At 52.6% G+C, this 23,933-nt stretch carries 19 protein-coding genes; 10 read left to right on the plus strand and 9 right to left on the minus strand.

Going from position 1 to position 23,933, the window contains the following annotated elements; genetic code table 11:
• Together KOR42_RS27890 and KOR42_RS17620 are read left to right on the plus strand one after the other, a co-directional pair.
• A complete protein-coding gene (locus KOR42_RS27890; protein WP_390620856.1) occupies positions 1-162 on the plus strand; it encodes an integrase core domain-containing protein in 162 nt (53 codons plus the stop codon).
• A gap of 400 nt (positions 163-562) precedes the next feature.
• Positions 563-1,003, plus strand: coding sequence for a hypothetical protein (locus tag KOR42_RS17620; protein ID WP_146511164.1), 441 nt, complete (start codon positions 563-565; stop codon positions 1,001-1,003).
• Positions 1,004-1,113: 110 nt separating this feature from the next.
• Here KOR42_RS17620 and KOR42_RS17625 read toward each other — a convergent pair whose 3' ends face one another.
• The 3 genes from KOR42_RS17625 to KOR42_RS17635 form a co-directional block, all read right to left on the minus strand.
• Positions 1,114-2,280 carry a DUF1573 domain-containing protein gene (locus KOR42_RS17625; RefSeq protein WP_197441306.1) on the minus strand — a complete coding sequence of 389 codons (1,167 nt, stop codon included), beginning with the start codon at positions 2,278-2,280 and terminating at the stop codon, positions 1,114-1,116.
• A 204-nt stretch (positions 2,281-2,484) separates the two neighbouring features.
• Positions 2,485-3,981 carry a sulfatase gene (locus tag KOR42_RS17630; RefSeq protein ID WP_197441307.1) on the minus strand — a complete coding sequence of 499 codons (1,497 nt, stop codon included), beginning with the start codon at positions 3,979-3,981 and terminating at the stop codon, positions 2,485-2,487.
• Positions 3,982-4,233: 252 nt separating this feature from the next.
• The gene (locus tag KOR42_RS17635; protein WP_146511167.1) at positions 4,234-5,130 is read right to left on the minus strand and encodes a hypothetical protein; all 897 of its coding nucleotides are present in this window, start codon (positions 5,128-5,130) and stop codon (positions 4,234-4,236) included.
• 299 nt (positions 5,131-5,429) lie between these two features.
• Here KOR42_RS17635 and obgE point away from each other — a divergent pair, with 299 nt between their 5' ends.
• The 5 genes from obgE to KOR42_RS17660 all read left to right on the plus strand — a co-directional run bounded on the left by obgE (position 5,430) and on the right by KOR42_RS17660 (position 12,028).
• On the plus strand, positions 5,430-6,440 hold the full coding sequence (gene obgE, locus KOR42_RS17640; protein WP_146511168.1) for a GTPase ObgE: 1,011 nt from the start codon (positions 5,430-5,432) through the stop codon (positions 6,438-6,440).
• A gap of 280 nt (positions 6,441-6,720) precedes the next feature.
• Positions 6,721-7,755: a prenyltransferase/squalene oxidase repeat-containing protein gene (locus tag KOR42_RS17645; protein ID WP_231740984.1), complete on the plus strand. Its 1,035-nt coding sequence runs from the start codon at positions 6,721-6,723 to the stop codon at positions 7,753-7,755.
• Between the two features lie 54 nt (positions 7,756-7,809).
• Entirely contained in the window at positions 7,810-9,063 is a 1,254-nt protein-coding gene (locus tag KOR42_RS17650; protein WP_146511170.1) for an NPCBM/NEW2 domain-containing protein, read from the plus strand.
• 176 nt (positions 9,064-9,239) lie between these two features.
• Positions 9,240-10,997 (plus strand): polysaccharide biosynthesis/export family protein, encoded by a 1,758-nt coding sequence (locus tag KOR42_RS17655; RefSeq protein ID WP_146511171.1) that lies wholly within the window; start codon positions 9,240-9,242, stop codon positions 10,995-10,997.
• Complete coding sequence (locus KOR42_RS17660; protein ID WP_146511172.1) at positions 10,994-12,028, plus strand: disk-shape morphogenesis protein volactin; 1,035 nt, start codon at positions 10,994-10,996, stop codon at positions 12,026-12,028. Before KOR42_RS17655 ends, KOR42_RS17660 begins: the two co-directional genes overlap by 4 nt.
• A 381-nt stretch (positions 12,029-12,409) precedes the next feature.
• Here KOR42_RS17660 and KOR42_RS17665 read toward each other — a convergent pair whose 3' ends face one another.
• From KOR42_RS17665 to KOR42_RS17680, 4 genes are all read right to left on the minus strand, one after another.
• On the minus strand, positions 12,410-12,856 hold the full coding sequence (locus KOR42_RS17665; protein ID WP_146511173.1) for a hypothetical protein: 447 nt from the start codon (positions 12,854-12,856) through the stop codon (positions 12,410-12,412).
• A 191-nt stretch (positions 12,857-13,047) separates the two neighbouring features.
• On the minus strand, positions 13,048-14,127 hold the full coding sequence (gene mraY, locus KOR42_RS17670) for a phospho-N-acetylmuramoyl-pentapeptide-transferase (RefSeq protein ID WP_231740985.1): 1,080 nt from the start codon (positions 14,125-14,127) through the stop codon (positions 13,048-13,050).
• A gap of 420 nt (positions 14,128-14,547) precedes the next feature.
• Positions 14,548-15,963, minus strand: a complete 1,416-nt coding sequence (locus KOR42_RS17675; protein ID WP_146511175.1) for a UDP-N-acetylmuramoyl-tripeptide--D-alanyl-D-alanine ligase — start codon at positions 15,961-15,963, stop codon at positions 14,548-14,550.
• Positions 15,964-16,002: 39 nt separating this feature from the next.
• Complete coding sequence (locus tag KOR42_RS17680) at positions 16,003-17,520, minus strand: UDP-N-acetylmuramoyl-L-alanyl-D-glutamate--2,6-diaminopimelate ligase (RefSeq protein WP_146511176.1); 1,518 nt, start codon at positions 17,518-17,520, stop codon at positions 16,003-16,005.
• A 472-nt stretch (positions 17,521-17,992) separates the two neighbouring features.
• Here KOR42_RS17680 and KOR42_RS17685 point away from each other — a divergent pair, with 472 nt between their 5' ends.
• The 3 genes from KOR42_RS17685 to KOR42_RS17695 are packed head-to-tail and all read left to right on the plus strand — an operon-like array spanning position 17,993 to position 21,800.
• Complete coding sequence (locus KOR42_RS17685) at positions 17,993-18,583, plus strand: RNA polymerase sigma factor (protein WP_197441308.1); 591 nt, start codon at positions 17,993-17,995, stop codon at positions 18,581-18,583.
• Positions 18,580-20,124, plus strand: coding sequence for a serine/threonine-protein kinase (locus KOR42_RS17690; RefSeq protein WP_146511227.1), 1,545 nt, complete (start codon positions 18,580-18,582; stop codon positions 20,122-20,124). The genes KOR42_RS17685 and KOR42_RS17690 overlap by 4 nt, the downstream gene beginning before the upstream one ends.
• Before the next feature lie 5 nt (positions 20,125-20,129).
• Positions 20,130-21,800, plus strand: coding sequence for an HlyD family secretion protein (locus KOR42_RS17695; protein ID WP_146511178.1), 1,671 nt, complete (start codon positions 20,130-20,132; stop codon positions 21,798-21,800).
• 86 nt (positions 21,801-21,886) lie between these two features.
• Here KOR42_RS17695 and KOR42_RS17700 read toward each other — a convergent pair whose 3' ends face one another.
• Positions 21,887-23,023: a VWA domain-containing protein gene (locus KOR42_RS17700; protein ID WP_146511179.1), complete on the minus strand. Its 1,137-nt coding sequence runs from the start codon at positions 23,021-23,023 to the stop codon at positions 21,887-21,889.
• A 62-nt stretch (positions 23,024-23,085) separates the two neighbouring features.
• Positions 23,086-23,856, minus strand: a complete 771-nt coding sequence (locus tag KOR42_RS17705) for a hypothetical protein (RefSeq protein WP_146511180.1) — start codon at positions 23,854-23,856, stop codon at positions 23,086-23,088.
• Positions 23,857-23,933: the final 77 nt, after the last annotated feature.

Below are 23,933 nucleotides of genomic sequence, written 5' to 3' on the forward strand. Positions count from 1 at the left end.
ATTCAGGACTGGCGGATGACTTACAACCACCGCCGTCCGCACAGCTCTCTTGGAGGGTTGACGCCTGCCGAATTTTCGACTCAGTGTGCTTCCGTTCCAGAGAAGGTTCCGCCTACGGCTCCACCTTCTCCTCCACTCCAGCACACTGACTTACTTACCTAACCCCAACTCTCATAAGCCTGGTTCAAACTTCGGGGGCATTTCAACTGATGATCGTCCTATCGGAAGTTTAGGGTCCGTTATGTTGACCGGATTCTCTTTGCCACAGTTTCTTGTCGTGTTTCGAATTAAGGTAAGTTGTTGACCACCTCAACCCAATAGTGGCAAAGTCACATTCCAACCGACCGGTAAAACGATGAATCTGCTCTATGGGCGGAGAAGTTGAGATCATTCACATCACTGGATTCTCATAGGTATAATGGAAACGGTCAACATGTCCATGTTCATCCTCAATCGAGTGCCCCCAGAATACTTGCTACTACAACGATGGTTGCCGTATCAAACAACTGCTCCCCAACCTAATCTCAGAGAAAACACTAGTGAACATAATAAGGCATTCCCGATGGGCAAACGTGTTGAGATGGATGTGTTTGTCGTTGCGATCTTCTTCTTTGCTGCTCGCTCAACAGGTGGCCAAGAGTGGTGGCTGGTGGCGGCTGTCGTCCAGGCAGCTGCAATGAGCATTTGGGTCCGGCTATGTATTGAGTATCCAAGGCGCGACCGCGGATTCATACCTCATTTTTTCGTGGCTACAATTGCCGCAGTGATCCTTGTCTATGTAAACGGATGCAGCATGGCGGGAGACCGCTTGCCAGAGGTGTTCACCGTGGGGTTGATCTTTGCGGTTTACGGAGGACCTTTCGTCCTCGGAATTTGCACCCTCGTTGACGCCTTCTATCTACTGTCTCGCAAAGACGCACAATCAGAAATGCGACTGACTGACACATATACATTCTTACTCTTCGCAGCACTCTTGCTGGTGCATACCAATGGTGCTCCTTGAGGCGTTTGCGAAACACCAGCGGCAAGTGCCCCAAGAGAGTCACTGCCGAATGACGCTCTGGAGAAGAATGAATCGCAGATGGAATAAGTCTCGAAGAGAGGGCTCTCTGGTTACTCGGAGCGGATTTCGAGGTCGAGGGACATTGAGATTTCTTGCAGCTGCGGGTGGTTCGTTTTGATTTTCAGCGAGCCTTTGCGTTCTCCGTTCCATCTTCCGACGGGGCTGTCGGGAGGAACTTGAACGCGGAGAGTGAACCGTTCTCGGGATGAGGTTTCGGAAGTCTTTTCCGGAACCATTTCGACTTTGAGAAACTTTGGTTCGACCTGAATTTCTCCGATCTCAACAGGTTGTTCTGCCTTCTCGATCATCAGTGTCAGGCGGGAAGAGGATTCTTCCCCTTGAACCACTTTCCCGAGGTCGAAGAGTTGCGGGCCTTTGTACCAGGAGGGGCCGACAATCACGATCGGACCGGATTGATTGCCGGTCAGGTTGAATTCGAATTTCTGGTGCTCTTCGAGATTCGTCGTGACGGTCACTTTTTCTCGAAATGGTCCAGATCGCCCATCCGGTTGAAAGGTTCCTTTCAATTGGTAACCGACTTTGGCAAGAACGTCTCCTCGCTCATCCTCAGACATCGGGATCACTTCGACCTGAACGTTGTCGGAACTGGTCGTGACATCTTCGATATTGAAGTCTTCAATCACGCCGGAGTAGATGACTCCTTCGAAGGTGGTCGGTGTTTCTTTGGAGACGGTTCCGAGGACCCATCCTCCTTCCGGTTCAGAGACAATCTCGCGGTGCATTTCTCCCTCAACCCGGAAGAGCAGCTCTTGATTTTCGGGATCGTTGGTCCAGATCGATGCTCCCTGGCCGAATGGTCCAAGGGCTTTTGGTGTCCATTCCAGATGCACTTTCGCACTTTCGCCAGGTGCGATTTCGTCTGTCTTGAGACCACTCACGGTACATTTACATTGCGACGGGCCGCGAGCGATCTTCAGTGGGACGTCCCCCTGATTCTCGATGACGAAGTCATGCTCGCCGGTTTGCCCCAACGCCATGTTTCCGAAGTCGTAAATCAACTCCTCAGCCACGGCTTTCGGATGGGGTCCATCTCCTGAGAGATCGAAAGGGTTCCGCCGCTCGTAATCAACTTTGGGAAGCGGCTCAGGCTCATTGTCCTCTCGGTCACGAAGCTCTTCAGGCTGCTCCACGACGAAAGACGGCGCGGAATTGGCCAACCAGGCGACGAGACCAATGGCGAACAATAAGGACAACACGATGCTCACTAGCTGCATCGGCTTCATGGACACGACTTTCCAAGGTTAAGAATGTACACGTTTCCAATGCACAGAACGGCGAATGTCCAGAATTCCCTCGCTGGTCGACGTTTCAGCGAGGCTGTCTGTATCTTAAGTCCACAGCACTCCCGGTCAATTGCCGGACTCGAAATCGCCAGTCGAATGAACCGGAAAACCCGAATGCTATTCGTTTGGCGAACCGTTGGCGACCGAGGAATTCGCGTTTCGGCGTTCGACGAGCAATCTCGATTGGAGTTCTCGCTGTATCGCTGAGGGAGTTTTGGTGTTCGCGAGATTGGTGAATTCTTCGGGATCCAGTTCGTAGTCGTAGAGTTCCACGCCGTATTCTGCTTCGTCGCCCCATTCGGTGTAGCGGTAGCGGTCGGTCCGGATCGTTCGCCCGAGAATGTCTTTCCCTTTCAGCTCGGGATAGAGGTTTCCTCCTCGACTCTTCGTGACGGAGTAGGCGGCGCTTCCGGTTTGGGCTGTTGGATCCGCGAGCACTTCCGTCAGGCTGTCCCCCAGCACAAACGGTGGAATCTCAAGTCCACACAACTCGGAAACAGTTGGATACAAATCGAGAAGTTCAACGGGATGCTTATGAACCTGTCCGGACGAAGTATGGCCCGGGACGCGGATCATCATCGGCACCCGACATGAACCTTCGAAGAGATCTGATTTCTGCCACAGCCCGTGGTGACCGAGATGGTACCCATGATCGGAGGCAAAGACGACGATTGTGTTTTCCTCCAAGTCCAGCTCCGCGAGTGCATCGAGCAATCTTCCCACTTGAGCGTCCATATACGAAATGGCTGCATAGTACGCCTGAATGATTTCCTGTCGCTGTGGCACTGTGAGAGTTCGCTGATGAGCACGATCGGGAAGGGCGGCGTGAGGGATATCGTCCCGGTCTCCCGGCTTCTCCATCACAGGTTCGATCGCGTCCCGGTCGTAAAGATCGAAATACTTCGACGGAGCCACATACGGAGTATGCGGGCGATAGAATCCGACCGCCAGAAAGAAGGGTTTTCCGGTCTTCTCAGGACGATGTTGCTTCATGATTTCGATGGCAGCGGTCGCCCCCCGGCCGTCGGTCTGGTCTTCGTCAGGAGTGTCGAGATTCAGCCAGCTGAGTGTGCCCCCAAACTTTCCGGGAATCAGAGAGTGGATTCTGTCATGCACGTCCCGGTCTCGGCCACGAGGACTGATGGTCGCGTCCCAGGAACCAGGGTCGTCTTCCCCGGGGGTTCCGATCTGATCGGGAACTCCGTAGTGATAGATCTTTCCAACGCGGGCTGCGAAGTAGCCGTGATTCATAAAGTGCTGAGGAAGTGTCGTCAGGTCGGGATGACGCTTCCGAAAGTTCCCCGAGTTGGACAGAACACCGGTCTGTTCCGGATAAAGCCCCGTCATCAGTGACGAACGACTCGGATTGCAGACTGGATACTGAGAATAAGCCTTTGAGAATCGAAGAGCAGTCGCTGCCAGTTCATCGATTTGAGGCGACTGAACCAGAGGATGCCCATAGCAACCGAGATCGCAGTTCAAATCATCGACAAGAATGAACAGCACATTCGGAGGAAGTGCATCCTCAGCGCTCAATCGATGTGAAGCAACACACGCTGAGACAACGACCAGGCAAATCAGCCACGCAGGATAAAAGTTGAACTGAATTCTCATCGGCACCTCGAGATCGGGGAATGTCTCGTTCAGACTCGCACGGTCTGCCGGACTTGTCAACGATCCCCGAAACGGATGCGAATAGCCGTCGACTCGGCGGAAGTGCGCGCAAGAGTTTCGCCCGCACTTCTCCGAGCCCATTCTCATGATTCCTGGAGGCCGCCCTTCGGAAACTCACTCAAGCAATGACATCTTCCCCGGAATGAAACGAGTTCCGCCGCGTGTCGAGAGCCCCAGAAGAAGGTTTGCGTTTTATCGAAACGTGGACTCATTTCCATCGGATAGCTGAACGGGAAGAATTCGTTGAGTGTGTTTCTGTCGAAACGTGAGCTTGCTTGGTCGATTCGTGAATCCGGGAACTTCGTTGTTCTGATTCAGTTCGAAACCAATCAACTCTCCTCTTTCGAGATGAATCTGATACGTCCCGGCAGGTTGCCTCCGCAGCAATTGCATCTGCAATTCGGCACTCTCAACGGGTGTAATGACAACGGTCTCCAATTCAAGGCTGGCCACTCCGTTCTCCACGGAGACGAATTTGAATCGGTCCTGCAGACGAACTTTCTTCTTGAGTTGTGAGTCCGGCAGCGACAACTCGATAAACGAATCTTCTTTCCAGGTCTCTCCAACACGAACCGGTTGCTCAGGCAAACGCCTGAGCACTTCGACGGTAGAAGGGTCTGGCTTGCCTCCGTCGCCGAGCAATGACTCTGCTTCGAGAACTTCTCCAGTTGGCGTAATGGTGACTCGCATTCTGGGGCGACCGATAATCTGCGCCAGTGCCTGAAACTTCACCGACGGTTCTTCACCGGTCCGGCTGTCGAACGCCTCTTCTTCGCCATTCTCTCGAATTTTGATCGTCACCCAGTTGATTTGCAGCTCTGCAATTGCGGAACCGTCTTCGAGTACATCGATGACTTTCATCGATTTCCCGGAAGCCTGGAAAGAAAACGGCTCGTCCACTTCCTCCTGAACTTGAATCACGTAGTCATCCCGGAGCGATTCTTCGTAACGAATCACTTGTCCCGGATGGAACTGATACCGAAGAGAATACGCTTGCCCTTCTTCGGCATCGGCAGACGAATGAACTCCGAGACCCAAAGTCAGAACGAAAAGGATGATCGTGAGAAGTGATGTGGAACATCGCATCATGGGCGTCCCTGCACATGAGGTGAATGGGTGGAAAACTTGCTGCTCAAGGTGGCTCAGAGGAATGGTCTAGCAAATATTGCCGTTTGCAGCGATAGCGATTTTGTTCACCTTTCCAAAATTTCGCGAACTCTTCCGTGTTCCGCCCAGCAGCCCTGATCTGAGTCGCTGCTTCGTGATCTTCGCTGCCTGCATCATCGCAAGTTCGTGAAAGTTCTGTAAACTGGTGGTTTCAAACGTGGCTTTTCACTTTCGTTCTTTCTCCATTTGGGGGACGGAGTTCGTCCCAAACTGTGTGACTTATGTTTGTTGATCGTGTGGAAATTCTGTGTCAGGCAGGAGATGGAGGAAATGGGTGCATGAGCTTTCGCCGGGAAGCTCACGTTGCTCGTGGGGGCCCCGATGGCGGTGACGGTGGAAACGGGGGAAGCCTGTTCATCACTGCCGATCAGAATCTGGGAAGCCTGGTCAATCTGACAGGTCATCGACACTGGAAAGCTGAAAGTGGTCGCCCCGGTGAAGGAAAACTGAAGACGGGAAAATCCGGACAGGACACGCACATCTATGTTCCTCCTGGCACAATTATTCGAGACAAGAATCTCGGGTTCGTGCTGAAAGAACTGTTGCATCAAGGAGATTCGCTGCTGATTGCACAGGGAGGAAAGGGCGGTCGCGGAAACAAGCACTTCGCAACATCGACTGATCGTGCGCCAAGACAATTCGAAGAGGGAACACCCGGTGAAGTTCGCGAAGTTTTGCTTGAGCTGAAACTGATTGCCGACGTCGGTCTGATCGGGAAACCGAACGCGGGAAAGAGTACGCTTCTCAGTCGCTTATCAAGAGCAACTCCGGAGATCGCTGACTACCCGTTCACGACGAAGTATCCCAACCTCGGAGCTGTCCGCGTCGGGTATGATCACGACTTCGTCGTCGCTGATATTCCGGGTCTCATTGAAGGGGCCCATGCTGGTGTTGGCCTTGGACACGAATTTCTGCGGCATGTCCAACGGACGAGAGTCTTCATTCACCTCGTTGAACCAAGCCCGATGGACGGAACGGATCCTATCGAGAACTATCGTCAGATTCGCGAGGAAATGCGTCTCTACGATCCAAGTCTCGTGGACCGTCCGGAACTCGTCGTCGTCACGAAGAGCGAACTTCCCGATGCAGAAGCCTGTCGCGATCTCCTGAATGAAGAACTCGACAAACCAGTGCGGCTCATTTCCGCTGTCACGGGCGATGGTCTCGCAGAACTCATCAAGGAAGTTTCGCGATTGCTTCGTGAAATGGATCAGGTCGATGAATTCCATTAGCAACGAAACCGCTTACTAAAATTTGCATCAATCAGAGCGACAGTGAGTTCGGTCCCATCGTTCCTGCTATTCAATTCAACGATCACAATTTTAAACAGTTCAAACGAGTACACATCCGAACGTAACATTCTCCCGAAACGAACGATTAAATTCGTGTTGGAGACCCCAGTTGAAAGAGCCAGTTCAACATCAAGGGACTGCTATGAACCGTCAACGATCGAGTCAACTCACTTCAGGAATGGCGCATCATCGTGCAAGCTGCGGTCAGCGGAAATTTCGGTTGACGATAAATTTGCTCCTGATCGCGATCGTATTCTTAACTCCGTTCCCACGTCGCTCTTTCTCTCAGGACTCTCCTACAAATTCTTCGGGAAGCGCCCCCCAATATGTGACCGATCAAACCGTTCAAGCGACCGCTGAAGGATTGAGATGGCTCGCTCGTCGTCAACGAATGGATGGTTCGTTCGGAAACAACCGCGAACGATCGGAGAGTGTCGGCATCGCCGCTTTGTGTGGGATTGCGTTTCTCTGCTCAGGAAGCGTTCCCGAAGCAGGCGACTACTCCGAGACGATCAACCGTACGGTTGAATTTCTTCTCAGCTGTTCTCAGAAGAACGGGTACCTCGTCGATTCCGATTCCGCTTCACATGGCCCAATGTATGGGCATGGTTTCGCGACAATGTTCCTCGCGGAAGTTTATGGAATGACTCCTCGTGACGATCTCGGTGAGAAACTGCGGCGGGCTGTCGATTTGATCATCGCCACTCAAAATTCTGAAGGAGGATGGCGATACAATCCGGTTCCGCAAGAAGCTGATGTTTCGGTCACAGTCTGTCAGGTGATGGCACTTCGCTCAGCACGCAACGCCGGCATTTCTGTTCCGAAAGAAGTTGTCGATCGAGCGGTCAATTACATTAAGAGTTGCCAGAACCCGGGCGGCGGTTTTCGATATCGCCCGTTCGATCCGGCAGAATCACGACTGGCCCGTTCGGCCGCTGCGGTCGTCGCGTTGTATTCCGCCGGAGTCAGTGACGATCCAGTCGTACAGAACGGCTTGAACTACGTGGTCGAACGACTCAAAATTCGGGATGACCGTGAATATTACTTTTACGCTCAGTACTACGCAGCCCAGGCTGCCTGGCAGGCACGTGATAATCGCTGGCGGATTTGTTTTCCGATTCTCCGGGACGAATTGTTGAGTCAGCGTGCTGGAGATCACTGGGAAGACCCATTGCAAGGTGACGAATACGCGACAGCCATGGCACTCGTCGCTTTGCAGATTCCTTACGATGTTCTTCCAATCTTTGAGCGATAACGAAGCCGTCGTGCAATTCAAGTTTTCATCCAGTCCTTGACGCAGAACTGTCCGATGGCACTTCACAGAACAACTCGAACTCAGAAACTCACCTATCAAGGTGTGAATATCTGTTTCGCCATGTTCTTACTCGTCACGTTCTCGATGTGTGTCCCAGATGTCGCTCACGCTCAGGAACATTCCGCTGTCCAAATACGACTTTTGGATGGGACGACTCTTTCCAGCGAGTCCGTTCATTGGCCGGAGTCGAATTCACAGATCGAACTCCAAACGGAAACAGGGCCACAGCTCATCGACTGGGAGTCTGTTGACGTCGTCGAATTCGACCAACCAATTCGTGAGACGAATCTCTCCACTTCCGCGATTCGCCTGACAAGCGACGATCTTCTCTTCGTCGACTCAGTTCACCTGCTCGACGAACAGATCGAAACGGAATTCGCAGGACAGACGATTCGTATCCCAATCGAGATGTGTCGTTCGATGACTTTTCACACGACTCCTCGATTGCTTCACGACTCAACCGGTTCTCTTCCGAACCGAGATGTCGTCACTCTCATTAACAACGATCAGATTCAAGGCGACCTGATCGATTTCAGCCGGGAAGCGGTTGAGATCGACTGCAATCTTGGCAACCTTTCGCTTCCCATTGAAAACATTCAGAGTGTTCAATTCAATCCGATTCTGTCGACGGTCTTGTCGCTAGAAACTTCACTGGCACGCATCATCTTTCGCAATGGCAGCCTCTTAACCGTCGAATCCATTCAGCATTCGCAGACCCCGGATCACATTCAACTCAATGTTCCGGAACTGGGAATTTTAGACATCAGCATCGATGCGGTTCAGCGAATCGAATCACTTGCGCGCCCGTCCGTTTCCATCGGGCAATCAATTCAACCTCAAGTGGCAACCTCTGACTTTTTCGGATCACAGCTCAAATCCATCTGGAACAGAACTCCCGACGGACGAACCCTATTGACTGACGGGCGTTTCTTTCGGGATGGAATTGGTGTTTACCCGAAGACAGAAATTCAGCTGCAAGTTCCCGCAAACGCGCGATCGTTCATGACATCAGTCGGGCTGGATGATCGACAGGAAGATTGTGGGAACGTCGAAGCGACGATCTTTCTGGACGACGTCGTTCTGTGGACGGCAACTCTCGACGCCCAGTCACAACGCTTCGCGACCACGCCCGAAATTCCCGTTTCGCCCGGCTCTCTCAAGTTGGTGATCGACTTCGGCTTACGCGCAGACCTCGCCGATCTCACATGCTGGTGTCAGCCGCGATTCTTTCTCGATGAACGCCGGTAAACCAACTTCATCTCGACATGTCCGCTTCGAGCTGGCATCTCTTCTCTCCCCTCGGAAAATCCAAATAATCGGAATAATCGTCAAAGTTTGACTCAACTTTCTGCTCTCCTGCGTCGATTTCGAAAGGGGACCACCCACGCTTGCGGCTCGCGGTCCGCTATGGAGAGACATCACGAATGTTCATCACTTTCAATCGGAGCACGGCACAACAGGTTGTCCGAACACTTCTCACCGTGGCAATCACACTCAGCGTCTCGACGCTCTTCGCTCAGCCCGGATCTTCGCGGGCCATCGGAAATGCACGACCACGAATGAAGGTGCTGAATCTGGAAACGACACCAGTTCGCGGCCCGTTCTATTATTCGATCGTCGGAGCAGTCGATCTTCCCGGAGTCTTCGTCTCCACCGATCGCCCCAAGATTATTCTGAAAGACCTCCTCGCAGCTGCCGGGGGCCTGACCCCAGACGCAAGTTTGGCGGTCCGACTCGTAAGGCACGGATCTTCAACGGTCCAGATCTTCGACAACTCACACACTCGAGCCAATTTCGCGATTGAACCTGACGACGTCGTCGTCATTGTCCCTCGACGTGACTCTCCAACGGGATTCGTGACACACGACGTCACTCCGGTCGCCTGTCTCGGACTGGCCAATCGCCCTGTCGTCCTACCGCTTGAAAGTACGATTCTCACAGTCACCGATCTCTTGAAGAGTCTTCGACAACACGACCTCGCTCCGACTGCGGTTCAGGTTCTCGATCCCTATGCCCGGCAAGCACAGGAACTGCTGTTGAGAGGCTCTGTCGTTGTCTTCGATCCGTCGACACTCAATCTGGAATCGCTCAATCAGATCCAGGAGTTTCCGCCCGCCGTTCCGCTCAACCATCGCGAAATGGCAGCAAGAATTGGAACAAGACCAGCTTCGCAGATGAATCAGGAGCCTCAGCCCAAAAGCCCCAGAAGTCCATTGGCCGTCCCGCCGAATCCGGCACCTACCGAAACGCCGAAAATTCAGGTGACTGGCATTACGACTCCGGACGCTGATCCTCCCGTTCCGAATGGCGCAGAACTGTCCATTCTTCCAGAAACCGCTTCGTTCAATCTCGAATCCGTGAAGACAGAAGCATGGACAGATCAGTCATCGCACATGGTTCCCCCACCGCCAGAGGAGCCGAATATTGACGAACAAAAAGAGACTCCTGCCATTGCAGGGCAAGAGATGATTGAAGTCGCTCCTCCGCTTCCGCCTCTCATTTCGTCTTCCAAAAGACAAGCTGTTGCGGAAATGGAAAAGGGACCATCGTCGCCTCAAAACACCGGTCGCGTCGCAAAAGGACCGAAATCCAGCCAAGCCTACTGGATCGTGATTGTCGCTGTGAGTTCGGTGAGTTGCATTGGACTCTGGATCGCAATCGTCTGGTCGCGTCACGAGCGTCGTTCCAATGGCAACGAGAGTGAAACCGTTGCTCCTCAGCGAAACGAATCCAATCTCGGAAACCCGGTCGTTCAAGAAATTCTCGATAATTCAATCGGAACGATCGAGGAAGATGTGATCATCCCCCATGCCCAGAAGCTGCATGGGGAGCCACAAACTGTGCGGATTGACATGGCGCACGATCTTCCAGCCCCGCATCATCTTCAAAACATCGATACTCCGGCCGACTCTGATCAGGAATCGGCACCTTCGCCGAGTGCAACACACAGACTCATGGACGTTGAGGTGATCGCGCCGAAGCTGAAATATCTGGAGTACCGAAGCGTTGAAAAAAGCTTCAGTCTCGCACCGACTCCAACACAATCACCGCGAACAAAACCGGTTCCACCTCGTCGTCGTTCTGAAGAGTTTGATGTCGTCATCCCCGTGAGCGATGATGACTCGCAAGACAGTCCATTGGAACGGGCCCTTCGTTCACTTTCAGAAAGCAAACAGCAATGACTGTGGCCCTCGATCTTGGCTGCTCCGAGTTTCGATCGTATCGCCGCGTCGGAAAGCGGCTGATTGCGCGCCGAACACCGTCGCTGTTTTGCTCTGCTCCTGATGATATCGAAATTCATGAGATTGCCAGTCAATCACGAATCCCGTACTCCGTCGCTGAGAGTTCGCTCGTTTTTCTCGGGAAGACTGCTGTTGAGATCGCTCCAGAAATCGGCCGCCCACTTTCCGCAGTTTTCCGGAATGGGTATCTCCCGGAGAAAGATCCGGTCGCGCGTCAGGTCCTGTCCATTCTGATCGAAACACTTCTTCCGCCTGCGACACATCCTGACGAACGATGCGGCGTTTCGATTCCCGCGTCTGCCGGGAGGCGACAGAGTTCCAAGACAAATTTCATTCATCAATTGCTCTCTTTGCGGGGTTATCATCCTCTCTTGCTGGATCCCGCGACAGCTCTCGCGATCAGCGAACTGGCATCGTCGAACATGACCGGGCTGACGGTTGTTGTTGGTGCGGAATCCGTTGCATTCGCTTTGATGCATCGTGGGCGATCAGTTTTTCACTCGCAATATTCGAAGGGCTTTCGAGAGATCGGTCAAAGATTCGCGACTGAATTCCATCAATTCGTCTGGGATCAGAACGGAACGCAATTCCTCGACCTGGAAGCAGCCTCACGGCTCCTGCCAACTCTGAAGACCAATTCCGCCAGTGAGCCAAACAATCAACAAAAGTGGCTCGCCAAGTCGATTTTCGATCTCATCTTCTCCGCGTGGAACGCACAGTATCTGCGACTGTTTCGAGAGTTGGACGATCCCGTTTTTCGAGAAGAGTTACAGGTCGTTTACACAGGCGGCCCAACGCATTTTGAAGCGTTTCCGGACTTGTTAAGAGCAGTCTTTCAGAATAGCGCGATTCCAATCTCGATCGGAATGTGCCGGCCTTCTCGATTCGCTCCCTATGGCGTTGCACGTGGCTTGCTCGTGCATGCGGAACTCGATTCCAACCTCATCAAGCTGAATCGCCAAATCGCGTAGTCTCAGCATTCACTGAGGCGATCTTCTTCTTCGATGGGCAGCGATTCGTCGAAGCAGACAGACTTCGGAGGAATCGTGAGAAGTGCGATCCGGCGAGTCAGAGACGCGATGAGAGTGGCCTCGAGGAGATTCTCGCCTAGCTTTGGAAGTCCGTTTCGTCCACTACGATCGTCTTCCGGAACTGTTCACTTTCCGCCATTTGGGTCGCTGTAAAAAAAGGTGGGAGCTGACACGATCACATCGTGCCAGCTCCCGTCCCTCTCTCCCTACGACGCCTTTAAATTCACTGTTTCCAATAAACCCAGTGTTTCAAAATAGGGATCAAGTTTCTCGGGGATTAAACCCTTTGTATTAACTCCCGCTCGTCACGATTGTTTCGATTTAACCGTGATCGTTAATGTAGTCGAGTTCCGCTTGCGTGTGTGTCTCGATCACTGCTTGACCCTGCTTAAGTCGTTTCTGCAGTTCCGCGTGTCCGGTGAGTTTGTCGCCGCGTCGTTGTCCATTCACCAGAACGGTTCCGAGATCGGTAATCTTGACCAGATCGCCTTCGGAAACCTCTCCGCTTTCGACTCCGTTGATCATCAGTTTTCCATTTTCCGAAAGTACGACCAGTTCAGGCGAGTCGTACATCAGAGAACCGTCTTTGCCTTTGACGATGGAATGATTTCTCAGATCACGATGAATGCTGTAACGAATTCCGTGGTGTGTTCCGTTCCAGGTCAACGCGTTACATCCAACAGTCGAAACTGCCAGCACGGAACCAGAAACGAGAGCACAAACCAGAGCGAGTGCGGAAAGGTTGAATCGTTGAACCGGATGTATCATCAGGGGACTCCTCAAACCGCAATATCGCTCGTCGGCGAGCAATCCATCTTTGAAGCAGGTCAGGAAAAGGTTGGAAGCCGATCCGATCCGTAAATCGGATCGACTTCCATTCCCTCTCTCCCTACGCTGCATACTAACTTCGTTGAATCTTGTTGAACGTTGCTGCTCGTTTGTCGACACCGGATCTCCAGTTACAAGATCTTCAGACTTGCAACACTCAGGATGGCCAGCAGTGCCGAGCCGATCCAGAACCTTGTGACGATTTTAATTTCGTGCTCACCTTTGAATACGAAATGGTTGTGCAACGGGCTGCACGCAATCAATTTGTTTCCAGTCATTCGGAACCATCCGACCTGAGCGATCACACTCAGCGTCTCGATAACGAACACTCCTCCAGCGATGACCAGGACCGCCTCTTGACGTGTCACCAGTGCTGCCAGTGCCAGGAGTGCACCAATTGGAAGGGAACCGGTATCGCCCATGAATACTTGAGCGGGATAACAGTTAAACCAAAGGAATCCCATCACCGCACCAACGAGTGCTCCGATAACAATTCCGAATTCTCCTGCTCCAGTAATGTGCGGGATACTCAGGTAGTCCGCCATCACCACATGCCCGGCGAGGTAGGTCAGTCCGATGAATGCCGATCCAACAAAAACCGTACATCCACTGGCTAGGCCATCGAGGCCATCGGTCAGATTCACTCCGTTCGAAGTTCCAACCAGGACCAGAACACCCCAGGCGATAAATCCAGCTCCGAGCCAGATTCCGTGTTTTCCAATTGGCCAGATCAGTTCCAGGCCGTGTGGAGTTTCTTTATGAGAGAAGTACAACCACGTGGCTGCCACTCCCCCCAGTATTAATTGTGTAATAAACTTGTGCCGAGCACTGAGTCCGCGTGTTTTCTTATGAACCTTTGTCCAATCATCAACTGCTCCCAGAGCAGCGAATGAGATCGCGACAAAGAGTCCAATTTGAACAAAAACGTTTGAAAGGTTGCCCCACACCAACGTTGAAATCACAACCGACGCAATGATGAACAGTCCGCCCATGGTGGGGGTTTCCTGCTTATGTGCGTGCAGTTCATTTAAACGTTTGGAGGCACTATCAATTCGTTCTCGACAGCGGGCTTTCAGCCAGCGAATCGCGAACGGTCCAAGTAACAAAGCTGCTAGGAACGAGGTCACAGAAGCCAGTGCAATACGTCCCGTGAGGAGAACGCGCGAGTCACCAGCAGCGTGCCGCTCCAACTGTTCCGCGAACGGAACCATGTGGTTCAGCAACCATGGAATCATGTGAGTTGAATGGATTGAGGAATGGAGAGGGAGGGGAGGTTTTCGAACTCGACCTGAGAAGCCGAACTCAAAATCAGTTAATGGAGTGTACTTACTTAAACTGGAAATGCAGTTTAATCAGTACATGAAGTGATATATCGAAAGGGATGTGTGAAAAGGGATCCTGCTGTGTAGCAGCGAATTTGAGCGATCGACCCAGGAGACCACTCGTAGTTCCGCCTGTGGTGCTTACCGACCCGAGACGCCTAGTGGGACGGTGCTGAGGAAGTCCCGCAACCTCAACAGCAACACAACAGGATCCTCTCGTTCTCTTGGTGTGCGAATGTTGAAAAGTCCGTAGGAAATCTTCGTATGTATTCTGATCGAGCCTCCACGACTTCGCATGAGCAATCCGCTCTAAGCGACTTTTCTCGTAGACGCTTCGAAATTCGATTCAATCTGCGGAATCTGTTCCGCAAGCTGTTCCAGACGAGGCAGGAAAGTTTCCATTCGAGTCCCTCGCGAACCTTTGACGAGAACCACATCATCCGGTTCCAGCCACAGGCTCAACAGTAACATGGCGATCTCGTGATCGCGTGCGATTCCCAGGCAGCCGGCATCCATGCCATGTTGTCGTGCGCTTCCTGCGACACTTGCTGCCTGTGAACCGATCGCAATGACTCGATCAATTTTGGCTCGAGTGACTTCTTCGCCGAGGAGATGATGGAAATCCTCCGACCATTCTCCGAGTGCGAGCATGTCTCCAGTGAGGAGAATTCGCTTCCCCTCGGTTGTCATGTCCTGCAACGTTCGACACGCGGCCGACATGGAAACAGGGTTGGAATTGTATGTGTCGTCAATCACGGTCCAGGGACCGATCTTCCGCAAGTAGCTCCGTCCGGGGATGGCCGCGAATGAATTCAGACCGTTCTGAATTTCGGAATCGGTCATGTCAATCTGTCGACCGATGGCGATGGAAATAAGTGCGGATGTGACATGGTGTCGTCCGGTGGCCGGAACATGAAATTCCGACTGATCGACACGAAACTTGACGAGATTGTTCGATACTTGAATGTCCCGGGCGACCAGGTCATTCCGGCTGCGTTCTCCGACAAATACGACGGAGCAGTCTGCGTTGTCTGCGATCTTGCGAACGTTGCGGTCGTCGCCGTTCAGAACGACAAAGCCTTCCTTCGGAATACGCTCAATCAATTCCGCTTTGGTTCGCAGGATGTTTTCGAATGATTTGAATTCGTCGAGGTGACAGGGACCGATGGCGGTGATGACACCGATCTCTGGATGAACAACTTCTGTGAGGTCTCCGATCTCACCCGGCTGCGATGCACCGATTTCGATCACACCGAAATCCTGGCGATCGTCAAGCTGCAACAGGCTGAGCGGGACTCCAAAGTGGTTGTTATAATTCTGTGGGCTTTCGATTCCTCGAAACTTGTTCGAGAGAACCGAGTGGATCATATGGCGAGTAGTGGTCTTGCCGACTGTTCCCGTCACTCCAATGATCAGTGAATCAAATTGACGCCGGTACGCTTCTGCGAAATCCCAGAACGCCATCAATGTATCGGCAACTTGTATTGTTCGTTCGAGGTTGTAACTTTCCGGTTCCACGACTGCCAGCAGCGCTCCTTGCTTGAGAGCTGACTCAACGAAATCGTGTCCGTCAAAGTTGTTTCCTTCCAGTGCCCAGAAGACATCTCCGACTTGAATCTGTCTCGAATCAATACAAATTCGAGTCACATCCGGATTGCCAGCTGGTAAACCGTTGGGAACTCCGCCGATTGCGGAGATCAGGTCATCGACCGCAATGGGTTGCATGTTTCCGCTTCCGAATTGTGGTCTTTTCGATGCGATTCATCAGGCGACCTTCGCCGTTGCTTCGGCACGATGGAGCGTGCGAAAATTCCATTGAATCGCTTCTCGACAAACGGCGACATCGTCAAAAGGAAGACGCTGATTGCCGACAATCTGAAATCGTTCGTGTCCTTTGCCTGCCACGAGAACGGCATCGCCGCCTTTGGCTTCGCAAATCGCACGATGGATGGCTTTCTTTCGATCGACTTCAATGATTGGCTTCACCGACGTCGATTCGAAACCTTCCAGAATGTCTTCGATAATCTGTTCGGGTGACTCGCCACGCGGGTTGTCGCTCGTCACGATCACCTTGTCTGCAGCAGCTGCTGCAGCTGCCATTTTTCTTCGCTTGAATCGATCTCGTTCTCCGCCAGCACCGAAGACAATTGTTGTTTGCCCCGATGTCAACGGACGAACCGTTTGGATCGCATGCTGAATCGCGTCGTCAGTGTGGGCATAGTCCACATAAACGTTGAAGTTCTGTCCGCAATTGACAGTCTCAAGTCGACCGGGAACCGGAGGACATTTCGCGAGCCCAGCCTGGATTTCTTCTGTTGTCAGTCCCAAATGCAGTGCAGCACAAGCGGCTGCAACAGCATTCGAAACATTGTGTTTTCCGATGAGAGGAATCTCGCAATCGAAACGTTCTACACCGTAGTGCATGCGGAACCGTGAACCGCTTGACGAGAGTTCCAAAATCTCCGGGAAGATATCTGCATCGTCAGTAGCCCCGAAGGAAAGAACGCGAACTCGCCGTTCCTGTTCCGGGATGAATTGCTCCCAATGGGGGCACTCCGTGTTGACGACAAGGATGCCTTCGGGCTTCAAGTAGTCGATAATTCTGGCTTTGGCTGCAATGTAATCTTCAAGTGATCCATGATAATCGAGGTGGTCATGAGTCACGTTTGTAATGACAGCGACATCCAGTCCGAGCCCTTCGGGCCGTCCTTGAGCCAGAGCATGACTCGACAATTCAATTGCCGCGTAATTTGTCTGGTGATCTCGCATCGCTGCCAGCAGTCTGGCCGTTGTCATCGCATCGGGCGTTGTCAGTGTTGAGGGTTCTGAGTGGACGCCGTCGTTGTATTCGATCGTTCCAATAAGGCCGGTTGATCGAGAGGCAGATTGGAGAAGGGACCTCAAAATCCAGGTGGTGGTCGTTTTGCCATTCGTCCCGGTCACCCCTGCGATTCCCATTCGACGGGAAGGATGACCGTACATTGCATGACAAAGTTGACCGTACGCTTTCCGGACATCTGGAACGATGCACTGGGGAAGTGAAATGTCCGCGAGTGGGTAATCAGTGAGGATTGCCGCGACCCCGCGTTGGAGGGCAAGGGGAATATGATCACGGCCGTGGGATTGTGTTCCAGGAAGAGTGGCAAACAGGCAACCAGGAGTGCAATCGTCGGTGTGAGCCGCCACTTCCGAAACGGTAATGTCGGGACAGCCAACGAAACTTGCCAGTGGAATCTCTTTGCGGAGATTCACGGCTCCAGGTTGTCGATGCGGAATCAACATGAAAACAGGGCATCCTGCCCCACAACCTGCCAGGCAGGTTGCGTCGTCCGTGACGAAGTTAAAATGAAGGGGAAGGAGCACCGAAGAGGTTGTTTCGCCAATGAGTTTGACTTTGTAACCAATTCTGGTGCAAGTGGTTGTGTTGTCAGCGGCGTGTTTGCTGCTGGCCAAGTGAGAGGGATTCTCTCCATTTTCCGAAAACGGTCAAGCAGGCTTTGAAGGAAATTCCGATTTCATCCCCCCACGTTGTAACTGTTACATCGATCACGTCGAAATCGCCTCATTCCGCATAATTCACTGAAGAACCGGCTGTTTCGCCCCACAGTCCCCCCTCGTGCGGTCGCCATCAGAGCCATGGTCGGTTGGATTTCACTTAGTCGAAGCCGACAATAAATCTTCGAAAAAGCGTGTCAGACCACACTCGTTGATGTGTGCTTCTTTCCATTAGATGCCCAACAACTTCGGAGGATCCGTGTCCGACCTGCCGACAACACGCTGGAGTTTGCTTCAACGCGTTCAAAATGCGGACGACAACGATGCCTGGCGCGAATTCCTGGAGATCTACCAGTCTGCGATCTATCGATATGCCCGACGAAAGGGTTTACAGGCTGCGGACGCGGAAGACCTTGTCCAACGAGTCTTCGCGAGTGCCGCTGAGAAAATGAAGACGTGGCGTCTTGATCGAAAGAGCGGCTCCTTCCGGGCGTGGCTCTTGGTTGTGACAAGGAACGCAGTCGTGAATGCGGCAACCCGATCCCGTCGTCACCATTCCCTCACATCCGTCGATGTTCACGCCGTTCCAGATGGAGAAATTCCGTCAGAGGAAGAAGCGGAGATTCAACTGGAATTGCGGAGGGCGACGTTTCGCAAAGTCGTCGAGAAAATACGCGACGAGTTTTCCGACTCGACCTGGATGGCGTTTTGGAGAACAGCTGTCGATGGACACTCAAAAACAGATGTTGCCAAAGAACTCAACATCTCGATCGGCTCACTCTACGCAGCACGGAGTCGAGTGATGAAACGCTTGCGAGAAGGCGTCCTGGCAATGGAGGACGAAACATGAGCAACACAAAACCGACATGCTCTTCAGCCCAATTGACAGCCTTCCTGAATGATGAGCTGTTGGAAACGGATCAGGGACGATTCCTCAAACATCTTGACGATTGCCCTTCGTGCCAGAAGCAACTCGATAAGCATTCTGCGGACCAACAATGGTGGCTCGAAACTTCATCATTCCTCAGCGACGATGTCTTTGATTCGGAACTCAAAGAGTCGCTGCCGAGTCCTCTGACCAAACATCACAACGATCCCGTTCTTCATTCTGCCATCCCCGGTGTCCTCGACGCACTTCAGCCGTCGGACGATCCCCGAATGCTCGGCCGGTTTGGGGGGTACGAAGTTGTCGGAGTCGTCGGATGTGGCGGAATGGGTGTCGTCCTCAAAGGGTATGAACCAGCCCTCAATCGATATGTCGCCATCAAGGTTCTCGCTCCACACCTCGCCATGTCGGGAGCAGCACGAGCCCGATTTTCGCGAGAAGGACAAGCAACAGCTTCGGTCGTTCATCCGAATGTTGTGTCGATCCACCGAGTTTCTGAATCGAGCGGATTGCCCTTCCTGGTCATGCCCTACGTCGCGGGGGAGTCCTTACAGCGACGTCTCGACCATTCCGGCTCACTTCCCATCGAAGCGGTCATTCGCATTGGTCTGCAAGTCTGCTGTGGACTCGCTGCTGCACATGCTCAGGGACTGGTTCACCGGGATGTGAAGCCCGCCAACATTCTGATGGAACCCGACGTTGATCGAATCATTTTGACAGACTTCGGCCTCGCCCGGGCAGCGGACGACGCCAGCATGACGCGAACAGGAGTTCTGGCTGGGACGCCTCAATATATGTCCCCCGAACAAGCTCGTGGCGAACGTGTGGATCAACGCAGCGATCTCTTCAGCCTCGGAAGCGTTCTCTTCACGCTGTGTACGGGACGCCCTCCGTTTCGAAGTGAAACGAGCTACGCAATCCTGAGAAAAATCACGGATGAGATTCCAAGACCAATTCAACAGTTGCGGCCCGAGACTCCCGTCTGGCTGATCCGACTGATCGAACGTCTCCATGCGAAAGATCCTGACGATCGATTCCAGACAGCTCACGAAGTCGCGGAGCTTTTCGAACAGTGCCTTGCACACCTGCAACAACCCGATCAGCGGCCGCTTCCAATATCACTGCAACGATCACCTGTTCGATATCGTTCACGCTTCCTCTGGGCAGGCGGATCAATCTTGGCACTTTCAGCAATGATTGCAGCGGCAACTTACCTTGTTCCGAATCCTGAAAACCTCTCTTCAGCTTCCTCGCAGCCTGAGCAAACCGACGCCCCTGCGAGACTCGACGACTCACAAAAGAAAGAGACGAAGACGATCGCTGTGCCGGAAATTCTCCCTGATGACGACGAACTCTCGATGTCGGCGATCATCGGTGAAATCCAGGAACTGGAGGGGGAACTCAGCCGTGTCGAAGACCTCCTCAATGAAGCTGACACTCAACACGACACCGCGACCGAATCCCCATCTCCATCTCTCGAACCGCTCCCTAGCCCGCAGGAATAACGAACATGAACTCATCGAACACAAATTCGTCGAAGCGGCAGTTTTCGCCCACAGCTTCAGCTGTCACGATTCTCCTCTGTCTGGTCGGAGCAATCGTCGTACTGAACTGGCGAGACGTCGGTCAACTCAGTGCGGAACCTCCTGCAACTGTTGCGGACCCCTACCGGAGCCCAACTGCCAAGCAATCAGTTCCCCCACAACCCGTTTTCGCAGCTGACCAGCTCGCTCAGTCAACGCCTGCGGTAGCGGCGTCTGGTTCATCAAATCCGAATCCCCAACCGAACTCGTTTTCAACACAAGGTAATTCGGCGAGTGGCATCCATCGCGAAATTTCGGAACTTGATGAATCCATGTGGGAAACGGAACAAGCGATTCTGAGAGAAAAGATTACTCAACTCCGGCAACGACTGGCTGAGATTGAAAACAAATTTCATGAGCGTGAACGACGATTTCAGACAAGCCGACGGAATCGCCCCCCCGCGGTACCGTCACCGATCGGACTTCCGCTAGGGCCACCCGATCTGACGAATCAGCCACCGCGATTCGACTCGGCTCCCTCACCGTCACGGCAAAATTTCGGCGATGACTCTTTCCAGCCCGTTCAACCCGCACCACAGCAACAGCCATTGCCAGAATTTCGTCCTCAACAACAACAGGCTGCCCCACCGGTAGATTCATTTGGTTCGCAGCAAGAACTAAGAGATCCCTCATTCGCCCCGACACAACAGCAGCAGCAATCACCATTTACGCAACCTGAAGATCCGACCCGGACTCGTCAAAACGAACCATTTCTTTCTCAGGAAGTCGAGCACGAGGAAGTGATCGAAAACCAAACTGACAATCAGCAACGGACTGAATATGCAGACGAAAAATCACAACAACTGGCGATCGAAATTCTGGGCCTCGAAGTCCAAAGAGCGAAGCTTCGACTGAATACAGCACAACAGAGCCTCGCAGAATCTCAAGAACAATTCGATTCTCATCGAGACTTCGTAGCCATGAGGTCTGCTCCGCCAAGTGAAGAATTTGAGATCATACGCAGAGAACTTCTGCATGAACTGCGTGAAAGTGAACAGGCTGCCATTGACGCGGAGATCGAACTGAAGCGAGCACTCCTTAAACAGCAGCAAGCAATGGCCCAACTCGACAGAAATCAAGAAGAAGTTGAAGCGATCATCACCTTCACATCTCCGGAGGTGTCCATCCAGAGCACTGCGATCGATCGAGAACTACTCGTACTGGAAGTTGAACAAGCGAAATTTGAACTCGAAACCGCTCAGAGTGAATTGGAACGTGTCAAAAGACTCTACACGTCCGGAGCCGCCAATCAGCAAGATCTCGCCGAAGCCACTAGTCGGAAGCACTCTGCTGAGATTTCACTACGACGAGCGGAACTCCTTCTAAAACGATCTGATCCTCAACAAGGTTCGCCTCCCGTCGATGCACTCGACCAGCCCAGTGAGAATCAAGTTCCCACTCAAGAACCGATAAACGATGCGGCCCCGGAACCAGCTGAATCTCCATCTCTTGACATCAGGTTGCCGGAAGAACCAGCACCAGAAGACACTGTTCCCGATCAGTCTCAAGACTCTACTTCCGACACCATTCAGCAGACCGAACTGAATTCCGTTCCGTCGGACGATCCTCTTCCAGTTGAACTTTCACTTTCACCGTAGTCCTGTGGGATCGACGGGTTTCGAATGCGCGATCGAGGTACTTCGTTAAAACGTGCTAATGATCAATATCCAGCTCGAAGGCGTGATCAGACTCGCGCCTTCGTTTTTCGCCCTTTGACGAAGCTGTTGATGACCATGTTCCCCATGTCCTGAGCATTACAGGTTGCGCAGATTCCTTTAGACACGATCGCCATCTGTTCCACAAAGTTGACCAGCCCGTGGTAGAAATAGTCTTCGATCAAAGCGAAACTTGATATCTGTATTCCGTCGCTCGCACAGCGTTTGACTTCGTTCAAAGTATGGCGTGCTGTTTTCTCAGCGGGCGGATAGAGCAGCACCATTTCACGCCCTTCAATATGCGCGGTCGGCTCACCGTCCGTAATGCAGATGATCTGCTGATTCTGGGCTGGTTGACGCTTGAGAATTCGTCGCGCGAACTGCAACCCGGCTTGAATGTTCGTGAAGTGTTCCGGCACGAACTCCGGCGGTTGATCGAGTGGAACCCGCAAGCTGACGTAAGGATCGAAAATGCTCACCTGCTTCGGTGCGGAGTTGAGAAGATCACGCTCGGACATGGCTGTGGCGTAAGTGTAAAACCCGACGATTTGCAGGAAGTCAGACTGATACCGGGAACGAACCAGCCCCTGAAGAGCCATCGCCACGCGCTTCGCAGCTGCATATTTTCCATAATGCATCATGCTTCCCGACATGTCAATCAACACGACGGTCGCACATGATGTTTGATATTCGGTGTCGAAGATCTCAAGATCCTCTTCATGAATTGAGACGGGCGATCCGCCACCTTGCCGGTAGATCGCGTTCTTCAATGTCTCATGCATGTTCAGATTCGAAACCGGGTCCCCGTACTCGTACGGTTTCGATTCCTCAGTCTTCATCTGCCCGAGCCCACGGAACTCTGTTTCGTGTCGACCGAGTTTGTCTTTGTTCTGGATCTGAAAAAGTGATTCCAGCGCCTTGTTTTCAACGCGTTTGAGCCCCTTCGGAGTGACGGAATATGTGCCATCTCGATCTTTCGAGACATACCCCTGCTTGACCAACATCTCGACGACATCGGGATTCTCATCTTCCCAGTCATTCAGGGAGTCCAGGACAGCGTCTCCGTAATCCATCAAGAATTCGGAGAACTTGTCAAAGAGCTGATCTGCCGACTGCGGAGAGAACTTCTTTGATCCATCGAATTTTGAATATTCAAATGAGGGCATGATCAACACTCGGAATTTGAAGAAATCAGGTCACTCTCAACGCTGTCGCTGTGTGGGGATTTTCAATCGCTGTCCGAAGCCTTCTTCGGCGAATCAACCGGCGGACTCGGAGAAGGCCCCTTCGATGTTTGTTCGCCTTGAGAACTCTTTGTGGATTTCGCTTCGCCCGGCTTCCCGTCCGGTTTTCGACGCTTCTTCCTACGGCGAGATCGCGATTTTCCCTTGGGGCGAGCGCCCCCTTCTTGAGTCGACGAATCTGAAGCAGACGGCTTTTGCGAAGGCTTTGTTGAAGGCTTCTTCGAACGGTGTTCTTTCTGAACGGTCGACTCCGAGGCAGACTCTGGCTTCGACGACAAGTCCTTCTCACCAAACGAGTTCGGATCGACTGAATCGGCTTCAGACTCAGAAACTGAAGGGGTTTCCCGATCCGATTTCGAATTGTCGCCAAGATCACTTTTTGCGGTCTCAGTTTGAGCGGTATCGTTTTCAGCTGATTCGATTTCGCTCGCCGAATTCATTTGTGCCGCTGAATTTGCAGCTGCTTCGACGCTCGAATCGGAGACAGTCGACGATTCCGCTTCCGAGGAACTTTCGGTCGCAGAATCCCTCACGGTTTGATCAGGAAAGTCCTCTTCGGTGACGTAGCAATCTAATTCGCCGAGTTCGGGGCGAACAAATCGCTTCGGCTCAACCAACCGCATGAACGTGTTTCCATCCTGGCAATGGCAGAGAACGGATGTGTGGCGGGCGTTGACTTTGCGTTCGTACCCACACTCGGGACACTTCCAGAGTCTCCGGACGTCGTATCGAATTCTCACAGATGGGCCACGCATACAGGTCCTTGTGTTAGCGCAAGTCGAATTTTGCGGATGACTGAGTGAAAACTGACCATCGCTCAGGTTGAATCCAG

Source organism: Thalassoglobus neptunius (assembly GCF_007859735.1).
In the GTDB taxonomy this organism is placed as follows: domain Bacteria; phylum Planctomycetota; class Planctomycetia; order Planctomycetales; family Planctomycetaceae; genus Thalassoglobus; species Thalassoglobus neptunius.